Annotated in this window: 19 protein-coding genes and 1 pseudogene; 16 read left to right on the top strand and 4 right to left on the bottom strand. The window is 70.2% G+C overall.

Annotated features, from left to right (window positions below; all coding sequences use genetic code 11):
* Nucleotides 1-503 (bottom strand): annotated as a pseudogene (locus HPY23_RS06430) (hypothetical protein); the annotation flags it as partial.
* Nucleotides 504-757: 254 nt separating this feature from the next.
* Here HPY23_RS06430 and flgB point away from each other — a divergent pair.
* The 8 genes from flgB to recA all read left to right on the top strand — a co-directional run bounded on the left by flgB (nt 758) and on the right by recA (nt 8621).
* Nucleotides 758-1162: a flagellar basal body rod protein FlgB gene (gene flgB / locus HPY23_RS06425; RefSeq protein ID WP_091884351.1), complete on the top strand. Its 405-nt coding sequence runs from the start codon at nt 758-760 to the stop codon at nt 1160-1162.
* Between the two features lie 72 nt (nt 1163-1234).
* Nucleotides 1235-1645: a flagellar basal body rod protein FlgC gene (gene flgC, locus HPY23_RS06420; RefSeq protein ID WP_060850201.1), complete on the top strand. Its 411-nt coding sequence runs from the start codon at nt 1235-1237 to the stop codon at nt 1643-1645.
* Nucleotides 1646-1647: 2 nt separating this feature from the next.
* Nucleotides 1648-1953, top strand: coding sequence for a flagellar hook-basal body complex protein FliE (fliE, locus tag HPY23_RS06415; RefSeq protein ID WP_060850200.1), 306 nt, complete (start codon nt 1648-1650; stop codon nt 1951-1953).
* A gap of 16 nt (nt 1954-1969) precedes the next feature.
* A complete protein-coding gene (gene fliQ / locus HPY23_RS06410; RefSeq protein WP_091748436.1) occupies nt 1970-2236 on the top strand; it encodes a flagellar biosynthesis protein FliQ in 267 nt (88 codons plus the stop codon).
* Nucleotides 2237-2322: 86 nt separating this feature from the next.
* A complete protein-coding gene (gene fliR / locus HPY23_RS06405; RefSeq protein ID WP_091884353.1) occupies nt 2323-3096 on the top strand; it encodes a flagellar biosynthetic protein FliR in 774 nt (257 codons plus the stop codon).
* Between the two features lie 4 nt (nt 3097-3100).
* Nucleotides 3101-4165: a flagellar biosynthesis protein FlhB gene (gene flhB / locus HPY23_RS06400; protein WP_091884356.1), complete on the top strand. Its 1065-nt coding sequence runs from the start codon at nt 3101-3103 to the stop codon at nt 4163-4165.
* A gap of 156 nt (nt 4166-4321) precedes the next feature.
* Entirely contained in the window at nt 4322-6913 is a 2592-nt protein-coding gene (gene cckA, locus HPY23_RS06395; protein WP_060850196.1) for a cell cycle histidine kinase CckA, read from the top strand.
* Between the two features lie 616 nt (nt 6914-7529).
* Entirely contained in the window at nt 7530-8621 is a 1092-nt protein-coding gene (recA, locus tag HPY23_RS06390) for a recombinase RecA (protein ID WP_048426181.1), read from the top strand.
* A gap of 356 nt (nt 8622-8977) precedes the next feature.
* Here the strand turns inward: recA and HPY23_RS06385 are convergent, their stop codons facing one another.
* Entirely contained in the window at nt 8978-9391 is a 414-nt protein-coding gene (locus HPY23_RS06385; RefSeq protein ID WP_060850195.1) for an MAPEG family protein, read from the bottom strand.
* 199 nt (nt 9392-9590) lie between these two features.
* Between HPY23_RS06385 and alaS the strand changes: the two genes are divergently transcribed.
* The 6 genes from alaS to HPY23_RS06355 all read left to right on the top strand — a co-directional run bounded on the left by alaS (nt 9591) and on the right by HPY23_RS06355 (nt 18063).
* Entirely contained in the window at nt 9591-12257 is a 2667-nt protein-coding gene (gene alaS, locus HPY23_RS06380) for an alanine--tRNA ligase (RefSeq protein WP_091884358.1), read from the top strand.
* A gap of 463 nt (nt 12258-12720) precedes the next feature.
* Nucleotides 12721-13275 (top strand): dTDP-4-dehydrorhamnose 3,5-epimerase, encoded by a 555-nt coding sequence (gene rfbC / locus HPY23_RS06375; protein WP_091884361.1) that lies wholly within the window; start codon nt 12721-12723, stop codon nt 13273-13275.
* A 48-nt stretch (nt 13276-13323) separates the two neighbouring features.
* Nucleotides 13324-14376 carry a dTDP-glucose 4,6-dehydratase gene (rfbB, locus tag HPY23_RS06370; protein WP_091884364.1) on the top strand — a complete coding sequence of 351 codons (1053 nt, stop codon included), beginning with the start codon at nt 13324-13326 and terminating at the stop codon, nt 14374-14376.
* A 4-nt stretch (nt 14377-14380) separates the two neighbouring features.
* The gene (gene rfbD, locus HPY23_RS06365) at nt 14381-15280 is read left to right on the top strand and encodes a dTDP-4-dehydrorhamnose reductase (protein WP_091884366.1); all 900 of its coding nucleotides are present in this window, start codon (nt 14381-14383) and stop codon (nt 15278-15280) included.
* Nucleotides 15281-15293: 13 nt separating this feature from the next.
* Nucleotides 15294-16184 carry a glucose-1-phosphate thymidylyltransferase RfbA gene (gene rfbA / locus HPY23_RS06360; RefSeq protein ID WP_200601425.1) on the top strand — a complete coding sequence of 297 codons (891 nt, stop codon included), beginning with the start codon at nt 15294-15296 and terminating at the stop codon, nt 16182-16184.
* Nucleotides 16185-16530: 346 nt separating this feature from the next.
* Entirely contained in the window at nt 16531-18063 is a 1533-nt protein-coding gene (locus HPY23_RS06355) for an acyl-CoA carboxylase subunit beta (protein WP_060850189.1), read from the top strand.
* A gap of 165 nt (nt 18064-18228) precedes the next feature.
* Here HPY23_RS06355 and HPY23_RS06350 read toward each other — a convergent pair whose 3' ends face one another.
* Complete coding sequence (locus tag HPY23_RS06350) at nt 18229-19689, bottom strand: methyl-accepting chemotaxis protein (RefSeq protein WP_091884371.1); 1461 nt, start codon at nt 19687-19689, stop codon at nt 18229-18231.
* 449 nt (nt 19690-20138) lie between these two features.
* Nucleotides 20139-21521 carry an aminotransferase gene (locus tag HPY23_RS06345; protein WP_091884374.1) on the bottom strand — a complete coding sequence of 461 codons (1383 nt, stop codon included), beginning with the start codon at nt 21519-21521 and terminating at the stop codon, nt 20139-20141.
* Nucleotides 21522-21675: 154 nt separating this feature from the next.
* Here HPY23_RS06345 and HPY23_RS06340 point away from each other — a divergent pair, with 154 nt between their 5' ends.
* Together HPY23_RS06340 and HPY23_RS32875 are read left to right on the top strand one after the other, a co-directional pair.
* Complete coding sequence (locus tag HPY23_RS06340) at nt 21676-22212, top strand: hypothetical protein (protein WP_060850186.1); 537 nt, start codon at nt 21676-21678, stop codon at nt 22210-22212.
* On the top strand, nt 22209-22511 hold the full coding sequence (locus HPY23_RS32875) for a FadR/GntR family transcriptional regulator (RefSeq protein ID WP_244537519.1): 303 nt from the start codon (nt 22209-22211) through the stop codon (nt 22509-22511). The genes HPY23_RS06340 and HPY23_RS32875 overlap by 4 nt, the downstream gene beginning before the upstream one ends.
* The last annotated feature ends 17 nt before the right edge of the window (nt 22512-22528 follow it).

Genomic DNA, 22528 nt, shown 5'->3' with positions numbered 1-22528 from the left:
CCGCGGGCCGGCTCGGGCGCCGGGTCGGATTGCCGCTCCGGGGCGGCCTGGGGCGGCAGCGGCGCGAAGGCGGCCGCGACCCGCTCGGGCTCGATGCCCCGTCCCGGCAGGTCCGGCTCGGGGAAGGGCGGGGGCAGCGGCGGCGGCTCGACGCCCGGCGGCAGGGTGAGGGGGGCCTCCGCGCCGTCGGAGCCGTCCGACCGGTCGGCCAGCTCCGCCGAGACCCGGTTGCCGCCGGCCCGCACGATGTTGCGCTCGACCACGACGTCGTTCGGCCCGCCGACCAGCAGAAGATGCTCGGTGTTGTCGCGCCGCAACAGGATCAGCTGGCGCTGGCGGTCGAGCTCGTAGATGTCGACGATGCCGAGCCGCGGCTGGCGGCTGCGGCCCCCGCTTCCGTTGCCCCCGAGGGTGAGGCGGCCCCGCGCGAACCTCTTCGCCCCGAAGGCGAACAGGCTGAGGAGCACGACCATGATCAGGAAGACGACCAGGTAGGAGAGCAAGGGCGAACCGTCCGTCCCGAGGATCGAGGAGAGCAAAGCGCAGTCTCTCAAGTGAGGCGGGCACGGGGCACGCCGACGATGTGGGGCCTTCTAGCACGACCCTGCTCGGCCTGCGCAGGGGACATTAAGATATCGTTAACAGCTTTGACGTTGGCGGGGCCGCGCCGGCCGGGACGCAGTGCCCCTGTCGGGCTTAACCGGATTTTAACCATGCGATAGGCAGATTGTGCCGGTCTAAACCGGAAGGCCCGCCCGTGTCGGTCACCGATCTCCCCATCGTCGCGATGTTGCGCAACCGGATGCAATGGCAGCAGACGCGCCAGAAGGTCCTGGCGGAGAACGTCGCCAATGCCGACACGCCGGGCTTCCGGGCCCGCGAGCTCAAGGCGCCGCGCTTCCAGCTCGACGGCTCCGTGGCCGCGGCGGGCCTGCCGGGCATCGGCCTGGAGCGGACCTCCGGCGTGCACCTCGCCGGCACCGGCCAGGCCGCCTCGTCCGAGGAGCGGACGGGCACGCGCTTCGAGATGATGCCGAGCGGCAACGCGGTGAGCCTCGAGGACGAGATGCTGAAGGCGGCCGACAACCAGGGCGACTACCAGCTCGCGAGCCTGCTCTACCGCAAGAGCCTGCAGACCCTGCGCACCGCGGTCGGCCGGTAGGTCCGTCCCGCTCCCCCGTAGCAACCGGCCGTCTCCCCGAGACTCTCGCCCGACCGACCCGAGGTGGCTTCCATGGATTTCAGCAAGGCTCTCGGCATCGCGGCCTCCGGGCTCAAGGTCCAGTCGGGCCGGATGCGGGTGATCTCGGAGAACATCGCCAACGCGGATTCGGCGCCGACGAGCCCGACCGCCGAGCCTTACCGGCGCAAGATCGCGACCTTCAACAACCACCTCGACCGCGAGCTCGACGCCTCGGTGGTCGATCTCGGCAAGATCCGCCGCGACCAGAGCCCGTTCCGCACCAAGCAGGACCCGGGCAACCCGGCCGCCGACGCCAACGGCGAGGTGCGGATGCCCAACGTCAACGTCCTCGTCGAGACCGTCGACATGCGCGAGGCCCAGCGCTCCTACGAAGCGAACCTCAACATGGTCTCGCTCACCAACCGGATGGTGTCCCGCACCATCGACATCCTGAAGGCCTGACCATGCCCACCAATGCCTTCGCGGCCGGCGCCTATGCCGCGATCCAGAACATGGGCCGAACCCCCGCCGCCGGCACCGCCGGCGTGGGCGAGGGCGGCTTCACCCAGCTCCTGTCCTCCGCCCTCGACGGGGTGTCGGAGGCCGGCAAGCGCGCCGACGGCCAGGCCATGGCGGTCGCCGCCGGCAAGGCGAACGTCGTCGACGTCGTGACCGCGGTCGCCGAGAGCGAGACCGCGATCCAGACCCTGGTGGCGGTGCGCGACCGGGTGATCTCGGCCTACGAGGACATCATGCGGATGCAGATTTAAGGATCCGTTGAGCCCGATGACCGGTCTCGCCATTCTCGACGTCGCCCGCGACGGCATCCTGACCTTCCTCAAGGTCGCCGGCCCGATGATGGCCGTCGCCCTGGTGGTCGGCCTCGCCGTGTCGCTGTTCCAGGCCCTGACGCAGATCCAGGAGCAGACGCTCATCTACGTGCCGAAGATCGTCGCGGTCTTCGCCACGATGCTGCTGATGCTGCCCTTCATGGGCGATGCGCTCGCCGCCTACATGACCCGCATCGCCGCCCGGATCGCGGCCGGGGGTTGAGCGGGCGCGGAATCCGGCCGAAGAAACCCGACATCCCGCTCGCGCGAATCGGTCCCGCGGGTCGCTCCGGACGCGAACCCACCGACGTGAACCTCCTCCTGCCCGGCCTCGCCTCGGCCTACCTCCTCACCTTCGCGCGGGTCGGCACGCTGGTGATGCTGATGCCGGGCATCGGCGAGGCGATGGTGAGCCCGCGCCTGCGCCTCGCCTTCGCGCTGCTGCTCTCGCTGGTGCTGTTTCCCGTCGCCCGCCCGCTCCTGCCCGGGGGCGCGGGGCCGGAGCCCGGCGGCGCCGGCACGGCGCTGATCGGGGTGCTGATCGGCGAGATCGCGGTCGGGCTTGTGCTGGGCCTCAGCGTGCGGGCGATCGTCGCCGCGCTCCAGACCGCCGGCACCATCATCGCCCAGCAGCTCGGCCTCGCCTTCGCGATGACCGTCGATCCCTCGGTCGGCAACCAGCAGGCGACGCTCGGCAGCTTCCTGAGCCTGCTCGGCCTCACGCTGGTGCTCGCCGCCGACCTGCACCACCTGGCGCTGGTGGCGATCCGCGATTCCTACGCCCTGATGCCGCCGCTCGGCATGCCGGCGACCGGCGACGCGGCGGCCTTCGCGGTGCAGGCGGTGGCCCGCAGCTTCACCCTGTCGGTGCAGATCGCGGCGCCGTTCATCGCCTTCGGCATCCTGTTCAACCTCGGCCTCGGCGTGCTCTCGCGCCTGATGCCGCAGATGCAGGTGTTCTTCGTCGCCACCCCGGCCTCGATCATGATCGGCATGCTGGTCTTCCTCGCCACGGTTGGGGTGATCATGGGGGTGTTCGTCGACGACCTCGGCCGCTTCCTGGCCGACCTCGGGAGGACCTGACGGGATGGCGGACGGGACCGACCAGGAAGACCGCACCGAGGACGCGACCCAGAAGCGCCTCGACGACGCGGTCAAGCGCGGCGACGTCGCCACCAGCCAGGAGGTCAACACCTTCCTGATGCTCGGCACCTTCACGCTGGTGCTCGTCCTGGCCGGGCCCTCCCTCGCCCGCGGCCTGCTGGTCGATCTGCGCGGCCTCCTGATCCACCTGCACGACGTGCCCTCCGACCCGGCCTCCTACATGGCCTTCGGCCGCCGCGCCCTCGTCGCCGCGGGCCTCGCCCTGGCGATTCCGGTCGGGGCCGTGCTGGCGGCCGGCGTGATCGGCGGCCTCGTCCAGCACCCCCTGGTCTGGACCACCGAGATGCTGGGGGCGAAGTGGTCCCGCGTCTCGCCGATGGCCGGCCTGTCGCGGATGTTCGGCCCGGAGGCGTGGTTCCAGTTCGCCAAGGGACTGGTGAAGATCCTGCTCGTCGGTATCGCCGCCAGCTTCGTGCTGTGGAGCGACCGCGACCGGCTCGAGGTCTTCGCCCGGCTCGAGCCGCCGGCGTTGCTCCAGGGCACCCTCTCGCTCTGCCTGCGGCTGATGGGCGCGGTGCTCGCCGCCTACGTGGTCGTCACCGTCGGCGACGCGCTCTACCAGCGCTACCGCTGGCGGGCGCGCCACCGGATGTCGAAGCAGGAACTGAAGGACGAGCACAAGGAGCAGGACGGCAACCCGGAGGTGAAGGGCCGGATGCGCCGGATCCGCGCCCAGCGGGTCCGGACCCGGATGATGGCGGCGGTGCCGAGCGCCAGCGTGATCGTCACCAACCCGACGCACTACGCCGTGGCCCTGCGCTACGAGGCGGGCATGGCCGCGCCGGTCTGCGTCGCCAAGGGCGTCGATGCCCTCGCCCTGCGCATCCGCGAGGTGGCGGGCGAGCACGGCGTGCCGGTGGTCGAGAACCCGCCGCTGGCGCGCGCGCTCCACGCCACCGTCGAGATCGACGCCGCGGTGCCCCCGGAGCACTATCGCGCGGTGGCGGAGGTGATCGGCTACGTGATGCGCCTGCGCCGGCGCCACTGATTCGTCCGGGCGGGCGCCCGGAACGAACCGGGTTCATTCCACGGAAACGCCGCGCCTGCTAGGGAACGGCCGAGAGACAGGTCCGCCCGCCCGCGGACCGCGCGAAGGATCGGGGCCCGGCCGCGGGTGCGGGCCCCCGGGGAGTGTCGAGGCGACATGCCGGAGTTGAGCCCATCCGCGGCTGAGACCGCCCTCGACCGCTCCGAGCGGCCCGGCCGGGTCAGCCTGCTCCTGCTGCTGGCCGGCCTCCTCGTCGGCGCGGCGGTGGGCCTGAGCTTCGTCGCCAACGAGCAGGCGCAGCCGATCATCCTCGGCCTCCTGGCGCTGCTCGCCATGGCGGGCGTGTTCTGCCTGTTCGCCTTCGCGATCGGGGCGATCCAGCTCACCGGCCAGGGCACCCGCAACGACGTGACGAAGGCGGTGGTCGACGCCGCGCCCGACGGCATGATCGCCGTGGAGGAGGGCGGCCGGCCGATCTACGCCAACGCCGCCTATCTCCAGCTCGCCGGCAGCGACACCTTCACCAACCTGCGGCCCGTCGAGCGGGTCTTCGTCGGCTCGCCCGAGGTCTCCGAGGCGGTCTACCGCCTGGCGCAGGCCGCGCGAGAGGGCCGCTCGCTGTCGGAGGAGATCCGCATGGCGCCGCCGCCGGGCGGCACGGCGGAGCGCGACTTCGCGTGGTTCCGCATCGGCGTGCGGCCGCTGCCGCTGCCGCGCCGGCCGGTCTCGCTGTGGAGCGTCGCCGACATCACCCACGAGCGCGAGCGCCAGGAGAACGTCTTCCAGGAGCTCCAGCACGCGATCGACTACCTCGACCACGCGCCGGCGGGCTTCATGGCGGTCGATCCCAAGGGCTCGGTCGTCTACATGAACGCGACGCTGGCGGCCTGGCTCGGCCACGACCTCGCCCAGGTCGGCTCGGGCGGCCTGCGCCTCTCCGAGATCCTGCCCGACGACCTCGGCCCGGTGCTGATCGGCGGCAGGGGCGAGCCCGGCGAGGTCCGCACCGACCGGTTCGACCTCGATCTGCGCCGGCGCAACGGCCACCCGCTCTCGGCCCGGCTCTACCACCGCGTCGCCTACGGCCAGGATGGCCGGCCGGGCGATTCGCGCACCCTCGTCCTCAACCGCTCGGCCGGCGAGGAGAGCAGCGACGATCCCGGCCAGGCGGCCGAGCTGCGCTTCGACCGCTTCTTCAACACCAGCCCGGTCGCGGTGGCGACGCTCGCCGCCGACGGGCGGCTGGTGCGCGCCAACGCCTCCTTCGCGCGCCTGTTCGGCACCCTGCCGCGCACCGGCGACGGCAGCGAGGCGGGTCCCCCGGTGCACGACTTCGTGGTCGAGCGGGACCGGTCGATCGTGGATGCCGCCGCCCGCGCGGCCGCGGAAGGCCGGGGCGACGTGCCGCCGGTCGAGATCGGCGTCTCGGCGCCGGTCAACCGCTCGGCCCGGATCTGGCTCAGCCCCGCCGGCACCGCCGGCGGCGCGGAGGGCGCGGTGATCCTCTACGCGCTCGACACCACGGCCCAGCACCAGCTGCAGCAGCAGGTGAACCAGGCCCAGAAGATGGAGATGGTCGGCCAGCTCGCCGGCGGCATCGCGCACGACTTCAACAACGTGCTGCAGGCGATCATCGGCTACTCGGACCTGCTGCTGGCGAGCCACCGCCCGGCCGATCCGGCCTTCCAGGACATCATGCAGATCAAGCAGAACGCCAACCGGGCCGCGAGCCTGGTGCGGCAGCTGCTGGCCTTCTCGCGTCGCCAGACCCTTCGGCCGGAGGTGATCCATCTCGGCGAAGCGCTCTCCGACCTGACCCTGCTCCTGAAGCGCCTGCTCGGCGAGCGGGTCGAGCTCGACCTCAAGCACGGCCGCGACCTGTGGCCGGTCAAGGCCGACGTCAACCAGTTCGAGCAGGTGATCGTGAACCTCGCGGTCAACGCCCGCGACGCGATGCCGGAGGGCGGACGCCTGCTGATCCGCACCGCCAACATGACCGCGGAAGCCGTCGGGGCGCTTCGCCTCAACGGCCTGCCGGGCGCCGACCACGTCCTCATCGAGGTCAGCGACACCGGCACCGGCATGACCCCGGAGGTGATGGAGAAGATCTTCGAGCCGTTCTTCACCACCAAGGAGGTCAACAAGGGCACGGGCCTCGGCCTCTCGACGGTGTTCGGCATCGTCAAGCAGTCCGGCGGCTACATCGACGTGCGCTCCACCATCGGCCAGGGGACGGTCTTCGCCATCTACCTGCCGCGCCACGTTCCCGCCCCGGAGGCGGACGTGCCCGAGGCGCCGGCGGAGCTGCCGGCCCCCGCCGCCGGCGGTGCCGCGGCTCCCGTCTCCGAAGCGCAGAAGCCGCCGGCCCGCGACCTCACCGGCCACGGCACGATCCTGCTGGTCGAGGACGAGGACCCGGTCCGCGCGGTCAACGCCCGGGCGCTCACCGCCCGCGGCTACACCGTGCTCGAGGCGGCCTCGGGCCTCGAGGCGCTGCAGATCATGGCGGAGCGCGACGTGCCGGTGGACCTCGTCGTGTCCGACGTGGTGATGCCGGAGATGGACGGCCCGACCCTGCTGCGCGAATTGCGCAAGGGCCACCCCTCGCTCAAGGTGATCTTCGTCTCGGGCTACGCCGAGGACGCCTTCCGCAAGAACCTGCCCGACGGCGAGGAATTCAATTTCCTGCCCAAGCCCTTCAGCCTGAAGCAGCTCGTCGAGACGGTGAAGACCACGATGGCGGGGTGAGGGCACGCGGATCGCCACCCGTGTGGCCGCCGCCCGCGAACCTTGCATCCATTCGGGTGCGCGGGGGGCGGCCATGAAGTCGTCGATGCCGACATCGTCCCGAGTGCCGCCATGGGGCGCCGTTCCCCATCGATCTTCGACACGCCGAAGGGCCGGCGGCTCATGGCGACATCCGCCCGGGTGGCGAAGGAGGTGTGGTGCGGGCGGGACGGTGTTCCGGATCTTCCGGAAATCGCTCGAATTCGCGCTGGGAAGATCCTGGACGGGATCGATGTCTTTGATGCCGCCCGATACGCTGGTCGCGTCGAGGGCGCGGCCCGCGTCCTCTGCGAGGCCGTCGCGTCCCGCAACGGCTCGGCGAGTGATGCGCATGTCCTCGCCTGCGCCCCGGCTTCTCGATGCCGACATGTGGAACCACGGCCGTGGCATCACCGGGACCGACCGGCCGTCCTCAAGTGAACGCCGGCCGGCTCCGCGTCCTCGGCGGTGCCGGGCGTCCCGACGATTCCGCAGCCAATCCCCCGCTCGCCCTTGCCGATTGAGAACAAAACGGGTACACAATCCCCAGCCGCGCGATTGAGACTTGTCGCCCCTCCTGCCATAAGGACCCGCCGAGATGGCTCAGCCCCAGATGCGACTGGTGGAAAACCCGACCATGGACAAAGACAAGTCGAAGGCGATCGACGCCGCCCTCGCCCAGATCGAGCGCGCCTTCGGCAAGGGCTCGATCATGCGGCTCGGCAAGGGCGACAAGGTGCAGGAGGTCGAGGTCGTCTCGACCGGCTCGCTCGGCCTCGACATCGCGCTCGGCGTCGGCGGCCTGCCGCGCGGCCGCGTGATCGAGATCTACGGACCGGAATCCTCCGGCAAGACCACGCTCGCCCTCCACACCATCGCCGAGGCCCAGAAGAAGGGCGGCGTCTGCGCCTTCGTGGATGCCGAGCACGCCCTCGACCCGGTCTATGCCCGCAAGCTCGGCGTCAACCTCGACGACCTCCTGATCTCGCAGCCCGATACCGGCGAGCAGGCCCTCGAGATCACCGACACCCTGGTGCGCTCCGGCGCCATCGACATCCTGGTGGTCGATTCGGTGGCCGCGCTGACCCCGCGGGCCGAGATCGAGGGCGAGATGGGCGACCAGCAGCCGGGCCTCCAGGCCCGCCTGATGAGCCAGGCCCTGCGCAAGCTCACCGGCTCGATCTCGCGCTCGAACTGCATGGTCATCTTCATCAACCAGATCCGGATGAAGATCGGCGTGATGTACGGCAGCCCCGAGACCACGACGGGCGGCAACGCCCTGAAGTTCTACGCCTCGGTGCGACTCGACATCCGCCGCATCTCGACCCTCAAGGACCGCGACCAGCCGATCGGCAACAGCGTCCGGGTCAAGGTGGTCAAGAACAAGGTGGCGCCGCCGTTCAAGCAGGTCGAGTTCGACATCATGTTCGGCGAGGGCGTGTCGAAGGTCGGCGAGCTGATCGACCTCGGCGTCAAGGCCGGCATCGTCGAGAAGTCGGGTGCCTGGTTCTCCTACGACAGCCAGCGCCTCGGCCAGGGCCGCGAGAACTCGAAGGGCTTCCTGCGCGACAACCCCGACATCGCCAACAAGATCGAGGCCTCGATCCGGCAGAATTCGGGCCTCGTCGCCGACAAGATCCTCGAGAATGCCACGCCGACCGCCGACGACCTCGACGAGGGGTCAGCCTGATCCGGCTGATCGGTTCCAGCGTGAGGTAGGGGGCCGCCGCGCGACGAGCGCGGCGGCTTCTTCCTTTTTGAAGGACTGTACCGGGACCGGAAAAACCCGGATTTCCCCTCCGCCTTGTGGGGAGGGGTGGGGGTGGTGCAGGAGGCACCGCTGAGCCGGACGCGGTACCATCCCCAACCCCTCAGCCCCTCCCCACAACTTGCAGCGATACCGGGCAGGCCCGGGATCGCCTGTTGAGGGAAGGCGCGCTCCCTCTAAGCGAGGCGCAGTCACACCGAGATGTGTGAACGCGATAGCCGCCCGCGGGGAGAGGGGGATACCCGCGCCTCGATCGGCCGCCGGAGGGCCCGCGCGCGTTACGGTGCCCCCGGACCGGCCCACCCGAACAGCCCCGCAAAGACGAAGCCGATGCCGACCATCGCCACGCCCCAGACGAGGGTGCGGATCCACGGGATGCCGAAGCCGTAGATCGGCAGGTAGAGGAGCCGGGCCCAGAAGTAGAGCTGCGCCCCCCACGCCGCCGCGCCGCCCTGACGGCCCGAGACGGCTGCTGCCAGCACAAGGGCGGCAAAGAGCGGGAAGGTCTCGAAGAAGTTGGCCGAGGCCCGCTTCAGCCGGGCGGCGGCCCCGGTGACCTCGCCCTCGCTCTCGCGGTTGCCCGCCGCCCAGGTCAGGCCGCCGCGCTGGGCGAGGCCCGAGGTCGAGGCGGCCATGATGTGCGCGAAGCCCAGGGCGGCCGAGAGCGCGAGGAGGCGGATTTCGTCGGTCATCGGGGCGGGTATCCAGAACGTCGGGAAGCGGCCGGCGGCCGCGCCTGCTTCCGACGCACATAGCGGCGGCGCTCCGCCTCGACATGGGGAAAGCGCGTGACTAAAGACACGCGGATGCATCCGCGGGCCGCCCGCCGGTGCGCGACATTTTCAAGCCCGCCCTTCGCCCGGCCCGCCTTCCGCAGAGACGATTCTTCCCATGAGTGGCGTCAACGAGATCCGGTCCACCTTCCTGGACTACTTCGCCAAGCACGGTCACGAGGTGGTACCGTCCTCGCCGCTGGTGCCGCGCAACGACCCGACGTTGATGTTCACCAACGCCGGCATGGTGCAGTTCAAGAACGTCTTCACCGGCGTCGAGAAGCGGCCCTACCAGCGCGCCGCCACCGCCCAGAAATGCGTGCGCGCCGGCGGCAAGCACAACGATCTCGACAATGTCGGGTACACGGCGCGCCATCACACCTTCTTCGAGATGCTGGGCAACTTCTCGTTCGGTGACTATTTCAAGCCGCTGGCGATCGAGTTGGCCTGGAACCTCGTCACCAAGGAATTCGGGCTCTCGCCCGAGAAGCTGCTCGTCACGGTCTATGCCGACGACGAGGACGCCGCCACCCTGTGGCGCAAGATCGCCGGCTTCTCCGACGACCGCATCATCCGCATCGGCACCTCCGACAATTTCTGGCAGATGGGCGATACCGGCCCGTGCGGGCCGTGCTCGGAGATCTTCATCGACCAGGGCCCGGAGCTGTGGGGCGGCCCGCCCGGCAGCCCGGAGGAGGACGGCGACCGCTTCCTCGAGTTCTGGAACCTGGTGTTCATGCAGTACGAGCAGATCGAGCCGGGCAACCGGGTCGGCCTGCCACGGCCCTCGATCGATACCGGCATGGGCCTCGAGCGCATGGCGGGGATCCTCCAGGGCGTGAAGAGCAACTACGACACCGACCTGTTCCGCAGCCTGATCGACGCCGTGGCGCATCAGGTCGGGCGCGCGCCCGAGGGCAAGCAGACGGCGTCCTACCGGGTGATCGCCGACCACCTGCGCGCCTCGTCGTTCCTCGTCGCCGACGGCGTGCTGCCGAGCAACGAGGGTCGCGGCTACGTGCTGCGCCGGATCATGCGGCGCGCCATGCGCCACGCCCAGCTGCTGGGCTCGCGCGACCCGATGATGTACCGCCTCGTGCCGACGCTGGTGCGCGAGATGGGCCAGGCCTACCCCGAGCTGGTGCGGGCCGAGAGCCTGATCGCCGAGACCCTGCGCCTCGAGGAGACGCGCTTCCGCCGTACCCTGGAGCGCGGCCTGTCGATCCTCGACGCCGAGACCCGCGACCTCTCGGAAGGCCAGAGCCTGTCGGGCGAGACCGCCTTCACCCTCTACGACACCTACGGCTTCCCCCTCGACCTGACCCAGGACGCGCTGAAGTCCCGCGGCATCGCGGTCGACACCGACGGCTTCACCGCCGCGATGCAGCGCCAGCGCGCCGCGGCGCGGGCCGCCTGGTCGGGCTCGGGCGAAGCCGCCACCGAGACCCTGTGGTACGGCTTGCGCGAGCGCACCGGCGCCACCGAGTTCCTCGGCTACGATACGGAAGGTGCCGAGGCGGTCGTCACCGCTTTGGTGCGCGGCGGGGCCGAGGTCGATGCGATCCGGGCCGGCGAGGAGGGTCTCCTCGTCGTCACCCAGACCCCGTTCTATGCGGAGTCCGGCGGTCAGGTCGGCGATACCGGCACGATCACCGGCCCGGGCCTCAAGGTCCGCGTCACCGCGACCGAGAAGAAGCTCGGTGACCTCTTCGTCCACCACGTCGCGGTGGAGGAGGGCTCACTCACCCTCGACCAGCCGGTCGAGCTGAAGGTCGATCACGGACGCCGCTCGGCGATCCGCTCCAACCACTCGGCCACCCACCTGCTGCACGAGGCCCTGCGCCAGGTGCTCGGCGACCATGTCGCCCAGAAGGGATCGCTCGTCGCCCCCGAGCGCCTGCGCTTCGACATCAGCCACCCCAAGCCGATCGAGGCCGAGGAGCTGGCCCGGGTCGAGGAGATCGCCAACCGGGTGCTGCTCCAGAACGAGCCGGTGGTGACGAAGCTGATGGCGGTCGACGACGCCATCGCGTCGGGCGCCCGTGCGCTGTTCGGCGAGAAGTACGGCGAGGAGGTCCGCGTGGTGTCGATGGGTCGCGACGCCGCCGACGACGGCCGGGCCAGGACGTTCTCGGTCGAGCTCTGCGGCGGGACTCATGTTGGGCGCACCGGCGACATCGGCGTGGTGACGATCCTGGGCGACAGCGCCGTCGGCGCCGGCGTGCGCCGGATCGAGGCGATGACGGGCGACGCCGCCCGTCGCCACCTGGCCGGCGAGAGCCGCCAGCTCGCCGCGATCGCCGCCCTGCTCAAGGCGCCTGTGGCCGAAGCGCCGGAGCGCCTGGCCGCCCTCCTCGACGAGCGCCGCCGGATGGAGCGAGAACTCTCCGAAGCCCGCCGCAAGCTCGCGATGGGCGGGGGCACGGGCGGTGCCACCGACGACGACGTGCGCGAGGTCGCCGGCACCAAGCTGATGGCACGCGTCGTGCAAGGCGTCGAGATGCGCGACCTCAAGAGCCTGGCCGACGAAGGCAAGAAGCGGCTCGGCTCCGGGATCGTGGCGATCGTCGGCGTGGCGCCGGACGGCAAGGCCGGTCTCGTCGTCGGTGTCACCGAGGACCTGACCGGCCGGTTCGACGCGGTCGCCCTGGTGCGGGCGGGCTCGGAGCGGCTCGGCGGCAAGGGCGGCGGCGGGCGTCGCGACATGGCCCAGGCCGGCGGCCCCGACGGGGCGGCGGCCGAGGCGGCCCTGGAGGCGATCACCGCGGCCGTGGGCGCCGCGTGAGACGATCGGGACGGCGCCCGACCGGGCTCCGTCCGACGCTTCCGTCGGCGTCCGACACCGAAGCGTCACGGGTGATGCTCTAGGGTCACAGACCGGGCGTGGCGGGCGAGGCGGGACAGGGCCGGCGGGCCGGAAGCGAAGACCTCTCTCTCGGGAGGGCGCCTCCGCTCCGTCAGTCGACGCGACGTCGCGCTCGTCCCAAAGAATTGTCTCTTCGTCCCTAAATTCCCGAGGCCCGACCGCGCGCGATCTCCTGTCGACGCGCCGCGGCTGTTCGGTTGGCTGTCGTGGCTCGTCTCCGTTCGGCGGGCCGGGCCCGCGGCCGATCTTGCCCATCTCGCATCAGCGAAGTAGAGGCTGCAGGATTGCGGCTCGGCCCGACTCGACCGACGTGGTTGTGCCACGTTTGCCGGTCATGAGCCGCCGGGCGAATCGGCCACGCGATATCGGAAGGTGGGCAGGAATGCAGGTCATCGATCAGGCGATCCCGGCGGTGAAGCTCGTGATCCCGAAGCGGCACGGCGACGCGCGCGGCTGGTTCTCGGAGACCTACCGGGCCGACATCCTGGCCGCCAACGGCGTCGAGGACCACTTCATCCAGGACAACCAGTCCTTCTCGGCGCAACAGGGCACCGTCCGCGGCCTGCACTTCCAGCGCCACCCCTTCGCCCAGGCCAAGCTGATCCGCGTGCTGTCCGGCGCGATCCTCGACGTCGCGGTCGACCTGCGCCGCGACCAGCCGACCTACGGTCGGCACGTCGCCGTGCGCCTCGACGCCGAGAACGGCCACCAGCTCTACATTCCGATCGGGTTCGGCCACGGCTTCTGCACCCTCGAGCCGGACACCATGGTGGCCTACAAGGTCGCCGGCGGCGTCTACAGCCCCGAGCACGACGGCAACCTGCTCTGGAACGATCCCGACCTCGGCATCGACTGGCCGGTGAGCGAGGCCGAGGCCCAGCTCTCCGCCAAGGACAAGGTCGCGCCCCGCTTCGCCGACCTGGCCCCCCTGTTCTGACGGCTCGCGCCGCTTCCACACCCTCTCGCTCTGGAGATCACCCACCCCATGCGCATCCTCGTCACGGGCGGCTGCGGCTTCATCGGCTCGGCCCTGGTCCTTCACCTCGTCCAGGAGCTCGGCCACGAGGTCCTGACCCTCGACGCGCTGACCTACGCGGCGAACCCGATCTCGCTGATGCCGCTCAAGGGCGACAACCGGCACCGCTTCGCCGAGGCCGATATCTGCGACCACGAGAAGGTGTCGGGGCTCTTCGCGGAGTTCCGCCCCGAGGCCGTGATGCACCTCGCCGCCGAGAGCCACGTCGACCGCTCGATCACCGGGCCGGGCGCCTTCATCCGCACCAACGTGGTCGGCACCCAGGTGATGCTGGAGGCCGCCCGCGCCTACTACAACACGCTTCAGGGGCCTGAGCGCGCCGCCTTCCGGTTCCTCCACGTCTCGACCGACGAGGTCTACGGCTCGCTGCCCCCGGGCGCCTTCTTCACCGAGGACAGCCGCTACGACCCGCGCTCGCCCTATTCGGCCTCGAAGGCGGCGTCGGACCACCTGGCGCGCGCCTGGCACGAGACCTACGGCCTGCCGGTGCTGGTGACCAACTGCTCGAACAACTACGGGCCGCGGCACTTCCCCGAGAAGCTGATCCCGCTGATGATTCTCAACGCCCTCGACGGCAAGGACCTGCCGGTCTACGGCGACGGCCAGAACGAGCGCGACTGGATCCACGTCGAGGACCATGCCCGCGGCCTCGTCGCGGTGCTGGAGAAGGGCCGGATCGGCGAGACCTACCTGCTCGGCGGCCGCTCGGTGCGCAACAACCTCGAGGTGGTCAAGACGCTCTGCGCGATCTTCGACCGCCTCCGTCCCGAGGCCGGCCCGCACGAGCGCCTGATCAAGTTCGTCACCGACCGCCCGGGCCACGACCGGCGCTACGCCATCGACCCGAGCAAGGCCGAGGCCGAGGTCGGCTACAAGCCGAGCCGCACTTTCGAGCAGGCGCTCGAGGACACCGTGCGCTGGTACCTCGACAACGAGTCGTGGTGGCGCCCGATCCGCGAGGGCCGCTATTCCGGCGAGCGCCTCGGCCTGAGCGCGGAGTAAGGCGATGACGCGGGAGATCTTGGTCCTCGGCGGCGGCGGGCAGGTCGGCACCGAACTCCAGCGGCAATCCTTCGGGGAGGGCGTGGTCGTCCACGCTCCCACCCGGGAGGCGCTGGACATCACCGACGAGGCGGCGGTCGCCCGCGCGGTCGCCGAGCGCCCCTACGCGGCGGTGATCAACACCGCCGCCTACACGGCGGTCGACAAGGCCGAGAGCGACGTGGCCGCCGCCTGGCGGCTCAACGCGCTGGCTCCCGCCTACCTCGCGGCGGAGACTGCCAAGGCCGGCATCCCGCTGATCCACGTCTCGACCGACTACGTCTTCGACGGCTCGGGCGCCGGCGCCTACCCGACCGACGCGCCGGTGCATCCGGTCAGCGTCTACGGCGCCAGCAAGGCCGCCGGCGAGATGGCGGTGCGCACCGGCAACCCGCGCCACGCGGTGGTGCGCACGGCCTGGGTGGTGAGCCCGCACCGGGCGAACTTCGTCAAGACGATGCTGCGGCTTTCGGCCGAGCGCGACAAGCTGACGGTGGTCGCCGACCAGCGCGGTTGCCCGACCTCGGCCGGCGACCTCGCGGCGGCGCTCGTCGCGATCGCGGTGCGCTTCGCCGAGGACGAGGCGGCGCCCGCCGGCACCTATCACTGCGTCAATGCCGGGGCGACGACCTGGTACGACTTCGCGGTCGCCATCATGGCGGGGGCGGCCGCCCGCGGCGCCCGCTCGGTGTCGGTCGAGCCGATCCCGAGCACCGCCTTCAAGACCCCGGTCACCCGGCCGGCCAATTCCGAGCTCTCGACCGAGACGCTGACCTCCGCCTTCGGCCTCGTGCCGCGGCCGTGGCAGGCGGCCCTCGACGACATCCTGGACCAGCTGATCGGTCCCGCTACGAAACAAGCCTGAGGAGATTTCTGTCATGAAGGGCATCGTGCTCGCCGGCGGGTCCGGCACGCGGCTGCATCCGGCGACGCTGGCGATCAACAAACAACTGCTGCCGGTCTACGACAAGCCGATGATCTACTACCCGGTGTCGGTGCTGATGCTGGCCGGCATCCGCGACATCCTGCTGATCTCGTCGCCGGAGCATATCGACAACTACAAGCGTCTGTTCGGCACCGGCGAGCAGTTCGGGATCAACATCTCGTACGCGCTGCAGCCGAAGCCGGACGGCCTGGCCCAGGCCTTCATCATCGGCCGCGAGTTCGTCGGTGACGACTCGGTCGCGCTGGTGCTCGGCGACAACCTGTTCTTCGGTGCCGGCATGCGCGAGCTGCTGGCCAAGGCCCGTGCCCGGAAGACCGGCGCCTCGGTCTTCGCCTACCATGTCGACCAGCCCGAGGCCTACGGCGTCGTCACCCTCGACAAGGACGGCCGCGCCACCAAGCTCGTCGAGAAGCCGAAGAACCCGGAATCGCCCTGGGCGGTGACCGGCCTCTACTTCTACGACAACCAGGTGCTCGACATCGCCGCCGCGGTGAAGCCCTCGCCCCGCGGCGAGCTCGAGATCACCGACGTCAACCAGGCCTATCTCGACCGCGGCCAGCTCCACGTCGAGTGCATGTCGCGCGGCTATGCCTGGCTCGACACCGGGACGCACGACAACCTGCTCGAGGCCGGCGAGTTCGTCCGCGTCATCCAGCACCGCCAGGGCATGCAGGTCGCCTGCCTGGAGGAGATCGCCTACACGCAGGGTTTCATCACCCGCGAGCAGGTGGTGGCCCGCGGCCAGCTCTTCGCCAAGACCAATTACGGCCAGAGCCTGCTGCGCCTCGCCCGCGAGCAGGAGCCGGGCCAAGCGCTGCTCTGACACCAGAGCATTTTCCGACGAAGTGAGAACCGGTTCGTCGCAGAAAATGCGACAAAACAAAGACTTAGAGAGCTTCCCGATGGCAGCGCGATCGTGAAGCGCTCTAGCCCCGCTCTGAAGCGAGCCGTGCTCTAACACGAGCGTCGCTCGAGGAGCCTGTCGTGAGCCCGCCTGCGGGCCGAGGGTCGCGCCGTCCCGCCGGGGAGGGTGCGGCCCTTCGCGTTTTTTCGGTCCGTCCCGCCCAAAAAGACCGAGTTTTCGCCGCGCCCTGACGCGTGCTAAGGCCGCAAGGCACGGTCAAGCCTTCCGGCGGGCGGACGACATTTCTTCAGGGACGGGCGACAGCATGAAGGACATCCTCGATCGGCTGGACCAGCGGCGCGCGCAGGCCCGGCTCGGCGGCGGCGAGAGCCGGGTGGCGGCGCAGCACAAGCGCGGCAAGCTCACGGCCCGCGAGCGCATCGAGCTCCTCCTCGATTCCGGGTCGTTCGAAGAGTTCGACATGTTCGTGCAGCACCGCTCGAACGACTTCGGCATGGAGAACCAGAAGATCCCGGGCGACGGCGTCGTCACCGGCTGGGGCACCATCAACGGCCGCGCGGTCTTCGTATTTTCCAAGGACTTCACCGTCTTCGGCGGCTCGCTCTCCGAGGCGCATGCCCAGAAGATCATCAAGGTCCAGGACATGGCGCTCAAGATGCGCGCCCCGATCATCGGCATCTTCGATGCCGGCGGCGCCCGCATCCAGGAGGGCGTGGCCGCACTCGGCGGCTACGGCGAGGTGTTCAAGCGCAACGTCACGGCGTCCGGCGTGATCCCGCAGATCTCGGTGATCATGGGGCCGTGCGCGGGCGGCGACGTCTACTCGCCGGCGATGACCGACTTCATCTTCATGGTGCGCGACACGAGCTACATGTTCGTAACCGGCCCGGACGTGGTGAAGACCGTCACCAACGAGGTGGTGACGGCGGAGGAGCTCGGCGGCGCCAAGGTCCACACCTCGAAATCCTCCATCGCCGACGGCTCCTACGAGAACGACGTCGAGGCGCTCCTGCAGATCCGGCGCTTGATGGACTTCCTGCCGGCCAACAACCAGGCCGGCGTGCCGGAGATCGAGAGCTTCGACGACCCCTCCCGCCTCGACCGCAGCCTCGACACCCTGATCCCCGACAACCCGAACAAGCCCTACGACATGGGCGAGCTGATCCGGCGGGTGGTCGACGAGGGCGACTTCTTCGAGATCCAGGCGGCGTATGCCCGCAACATCATCACGGGCTTTGCCCGGGTCGAGGGCCGCACCGTCGGCTTCGTGGCCAACCAGCCGATGGTGCTGGCCGGCGTGCTCGATTCGGACGCCTCGCGCAAGGCCGCCCGCTTCGTGCGCTTCTGCGACGCGTTCTCGATCCCGATCGTGACCTTCGTCGACGTGCCGGGCTTCCTGCCGGGCACCGCGCAGGAATACGGCGGCCTGATCAAGCACGGCGCGAAGCTCCTGTTCGCCTACAGCCAGGCGACGGTGCCGCTCGTCACCGTCATCACCCGCAAGGCCTTCGGCGGCGCCTACGACGTGATGGCCTCCAAGCACGTCGGCGGCGACGTGAACTACGCCTGGCCGACCGCCCAGATCGCCGTGATGGGCGCCAAGGGCGCGGTCGAGATCATCTTCCGCCAGGACCTCGGCGACCCGGAGAAGATCGCGGCCCGCACCTCCGAGTACGAGGAGCGCTTCATGTCGCCCTTCGTGGCCGCCGAGCGCGGCTACATCGACGAGGTGATCATGCCGCACTCGACCCGCCGCCGCATCGCCCGGGCCCTCGCCATGCTCCGTACCAAGGAGAGCGAGCAGCCCTGGAAGAAGCACGACAACATCCCGCTGTGAGGGGCGGGAAGGGAACGGGGAAATCCGTTCCCTTCGCCTGGTGCGGGACCAGTATACCCGCGCAGGGAGCCATCTTAACGGCTTTCCTACCCGCGACCTCAGGATGAGGCCGCGGGTGGGATGAGAAATGTCGGCGACGCTCCGATCTCAGGATCGGGCGGCGTCTTACCCCGCCTTCAGGAACTTCTCCACGCTCCCGGTCAGGCCGCTCGAATGGCCGGCGAGGCTCTGCGACACCGCCCGGACGTTCTCGGCGATCCGGCCTGTGGCGTTCGCGGCGTCCGACACCGCCAGGATGTTCGACGACACCTCCTGGGTCGAGGCGGCCTGCTCCTCGACGGCGCTGGCGATGGCGAGCGTCAGCCGCGACAGCTCCGCCACCGCGTTGCTGATCGTGGCGATCGCCGCCACCGCCTCGCCGGTCGCCCCCTGGATGTCGCCGATGCGCTGGGTGATCTCGCCGGTGGCCTTGGCGGTCTGCCCGGCGAGTTCCTTGACCTCTGCGGCAACGACCGCGAAGCCGCGCCCCGCCGCCCCGGCCCGGGCCGCCTCGATCGTGGCGTTCAGCGCCAGCAGGTTGGTCTGGTCGGCGATGGTGCTGATCATGCCGACGACCGAATCGACCTCGCGGGCCTTGGCCGAGAGGCTGCGCACCGTGGCGTCCGTCGCCTCGGCCTGGGCGGCGATCTGCTGGGCGCGCTCGGAAACGCGGCCGACCTGGCCCGAGATCTCCCGGATCGAGGCGGTCATCTCCTCCGAGCCCGCCGCGACCGTGGCGGCGCGCTCGCGTGCCTCATCGGCCGACTGGCCGAGGCCGTTGGCGGAACGCTGCATCTCCTCGACGGCCGAGCTCATGGCGTTCACGACCTGCGACACGTCCGAGGCCATGGTCGCCTGCGCGGTCACCACCGCCCAGGTCAGCATCGGCCCGATATAGGCGCCGTCCGGTCCCATGATCGCCGAGACCTGCAGGTCGAGCAGTTCGGGTCCGAGCTTGATTCGGGTTCGGTGCGGCAGGCGGCTCGCATCCGACAGCATCCGGCGCTGATGCGTCGGATCCTTGTGGAAGACGTCGATCGAGGTGCCGACCATCAGGTCCGTCGCGACCGGGAGGTACTGTGCCAGCGGGCCGAGGGTGCGCCGCGACGCGTCGTTCATGTAGTTGATGCGGAATTCGTTGTGCGGGTCGGCGGTCATCACCGCGACCGGCATCCCCTCGATCATCGTCAGGAGGCGGCTGATCTCGTTCTTCTTCTCGGTGATGTCGGCGGCGAGCTTCACCACCTTGACCGGCTTGCCCGCGGCGCCGAGGACCGGGTTGTAGGTCGCCTCGAGCCAGACGCGCTTGCCGTTCTTGCCGAACCGCAGGAATTCGTTGGCGAAGAACTGCCCGGCGCGCAAGGTCTCCCAGAACTTCGCGTACTCGGCCGACCCGATCGTCGCCTCGTCGAGGAACATCCGGTGGTGCCGACCGACGATCTCGTCCGCTCGGAATCCCATCAGTTCGAGGAACTTCGCGTTGGCCCGGGTCACGATGCCGTCCATATCGAATTCGATGACGGCCAGCGACTTGTCGAGCGCAGTCAGTGTCGCTTCGGACATGTTATCCGGCCGTTTGCGAAACATGGCGAAGGTCCCCGTTGACCAAATTTCGCTCAAAACCTGACCGCCAAGAGTGAATCCCTGCTTAAGATTATCAATCATGATTGATGGCGCGCGAATCGCGGCGATCGCCGGACATGTCAGCCGACAGTGTCGCCACCGGGGATTGTCGCCACATGCCAAGCACTTACGGCGAGGCGCCGACGACCGCCGAAGCCGTCCGGTTCCATTGTCCGGGCTGGTCTAACGGTAACGTCGAGTTCTTGATGCGCCTGCACGCCCTACGCGCAGGAACCCGGCCGGCCTCGGGACTTGGCCGGACCGGGGTCCCGGGCATGTTCGGGCGATGCAACGGGTACCGTTTCGCCGCGAACGACCGGTCCTGAAACGCTCCCCGGCCCGGCGCCGAACGCGGTGCCGGACCGGGGATTAGGCGGAGCGGCCCTGGGCCGCCCCCGCCGGGGCTCCCCGGATCAGGCCGCCGTCAGGCCCTGCTCGCGGATCCAGGCCTGGGTGCGGTCGAGGGCGGTGCCGAGGCGGTCGAACAGGGTGTCGATCTCGTCCGGGCGGATCACCAGGGGCGGGCAGACCGCGACGCGGTCGCCGGTGAGGAAGCGCACGATCAGCCCCTCCTCCTGGGCGAAGGCGACGCAGCGGGCGGCGACGCCCGCCTTCGGGTCGTACTGGCGCTTCGTCGCCTTGTCGGCGACGATCTCGAGGCCGCCGATCAGGCCCATTCCCTTGGCCTCGCCGACGAGCGGGTGCTCCTCGAGCGCCGAGAGGCGGCGCTGGAAGTGCGGCGCCTTCTCGGCCGCGCCCTCGATGATCTTGTCGCGCCGGTAGATCTCGATGGTCTTGAGCGCCACCGCGCTCGCCACCGGGTGGCCCGAATAGGTGGTGCCGTGGCCGAACGTGCCGATCTTGCGGCTCTGGTCCTGCATCGCCTGGTACAGCGTCTCGTCGACCGTGACGCCGCCGAGCGGCATGTAGGCCGAGGTCAGCGCCTTGGCGAAGGACAGGCTGTGGGGCTTCATGCCCAGGGCCTCGGAGCCGAACCAGGTGCCGAGGCGCCCGAAGCCGCAGATCACCTCGTCGGCGATGAACCGCACGTCGTAGCGGGCGAGCACCGGCTCGATGGCGGCAAAATAGCCCTTCGGCGGCACGATGGCGCCGCCCGCGCCCATCACCGGCTCGGCGATGAAGGCCGCGACCGTCTCGGGCCCCTCGCGCAGGATCATCTCCTCCAGTTCCGTGGCGAGCCGCGCCGAGTAGGCCTCCTCGGTCTCGCCGGCCTCCGCACCGCGGTAATGGTGCGGGCAGGCGGCGTGCAGGAAGCCCGGCAGCGGCAGGTCCCAGTCGGCATGGTTGGCGGTGAGGCCCGTCATCGAGGCCGACGCCACGGTGACGCCGTGATAGCCCTTGTGCCGGCCGATGATCTTCTTCTTCTGCGGCCGGCCGAGCGCGTTGTTGAGGTACCAGGTCAGCTTGACCTGGGTGTCGTTGGCCTCCGAGCCCGAGGAGGTGAAGAACACCTTCGAGACCGGGATCGGCGCCAGCTCCTTGAGGGTCTCGGCGAGCTCGATCGCCGGATCGTGGCTGCGGCCCGAGAACAGGTGGGTGAAGGGCAGCCGCGACATCTGCTCGCGGGCGGCCTCGACCAGTTCCTCGTTGGAATAGCCGAGCGCCGTGCACCACAGGCCCGCCATGCCCTCGAGGTAGGGCCGTCCGTCGGTATCATAGACCCAGACGCCGTGGCCGCGCTCCAGCACCAGCGGGCCGGTCTGCCGGAAGGCCGCCAGGTTCGTGTAGGGATGGATCAGGGTTTCGACGTCGCGGGTGGCGAGGTTCGAGAGCATCGTCTCTGTCGCTTTCCTTCATGCGGGGGCCTGGAGCAGCCCCCGACTGGCCGAGCAGAATTCGCTTGCGCCGTCACACTAGCGGCGCGATGCCGACGCACAACCCGGGCCGCCCTCGCGGCACCTCCGCACAATCCAGGTCAGACCGACGCGCATGCTCGACCCCGCCGAACTCGTCTCGACGCCCGCGCCCGGCCGCGCCTGCGGCGCCTGCACCCTGTGCTGCAAGGTCTACGACGTGCCGGCGGTCGAGAGCGTGGCCGGGGAATGGTGCCGCCACGCCAAGCCGGGCCGCGGCTGCGGCATCCACGAGACCCGGCCCGGCCATTGCCGCGCCTTCCACTGCCTGTGGATGACCGAGGGCTGGATCGGCCCGGAATGGAAGCCCGACAAGGCCAAGATGGTGCTCAGCATCGATCCGACGACGCGCTTCCTGCACGTCCAGGTCGATCCGAGCCAGCCGGCGGTGTGGCGGCGCGAGCCCTATTACGCCCAGCTCAAGCGCTGGGCGGTCGCCTCGCTGCCGCAGCGCCGGCACGTGCTCGTCTTCGTCAACCGCAGCGCCACCGTGGTGCTGCCGGACCGCGACGTGCCGCTCGGCGTCTTCCTGCCGGGGGACCGGCTCGTCGCCCGCGAGCGGATGACGCCGGACGGCGTCGTCCTCGACGTGGAGAAGCGGACCGTGACGTGACGGCGGGCGGGACGCCGCCGGAGAGCGGGGAGGGGGCCGGAGCGCCGCCGCGCGAGACCCTCGTCCTGCCGCTCGCCTCCGCCTCGCGCCGCCTCAACGGCACGGTGGCCTGGGATCTCGGCATCGCGATCCTGTCCGGCCGCCACCCGCCCGGCACCGTCCTGCCCGGGGAGATCGCCGCCGGGAGCCTCGCTGTCTCGCGCACCGCCTACCGGGAGGCGATCCGCACGCTGAGCGCCAAGGGGCTGGTGGAGAGCCGGCCCAAGACCGGCACGCGGGTGAGCGCGCGGGGCCGCTGAAACCTCCACGATCCCGA

The organism is Methylobacterium ajmalii (assembly GCF_016613415.1).
In the GTDB taxonomy this organism is placed as follows: domain Bacteria; phylum Pseudomonadota; class Alphaproteobacteria; order Rhizobiales; family Beijerinckiaceae; genus Methylobacterium; species Methylobacterium ajmalii.
Note: the sequence above shows the minus strand (reverse complement) of the source record. Positions and strands in the feature narration are given on the sequence as shown.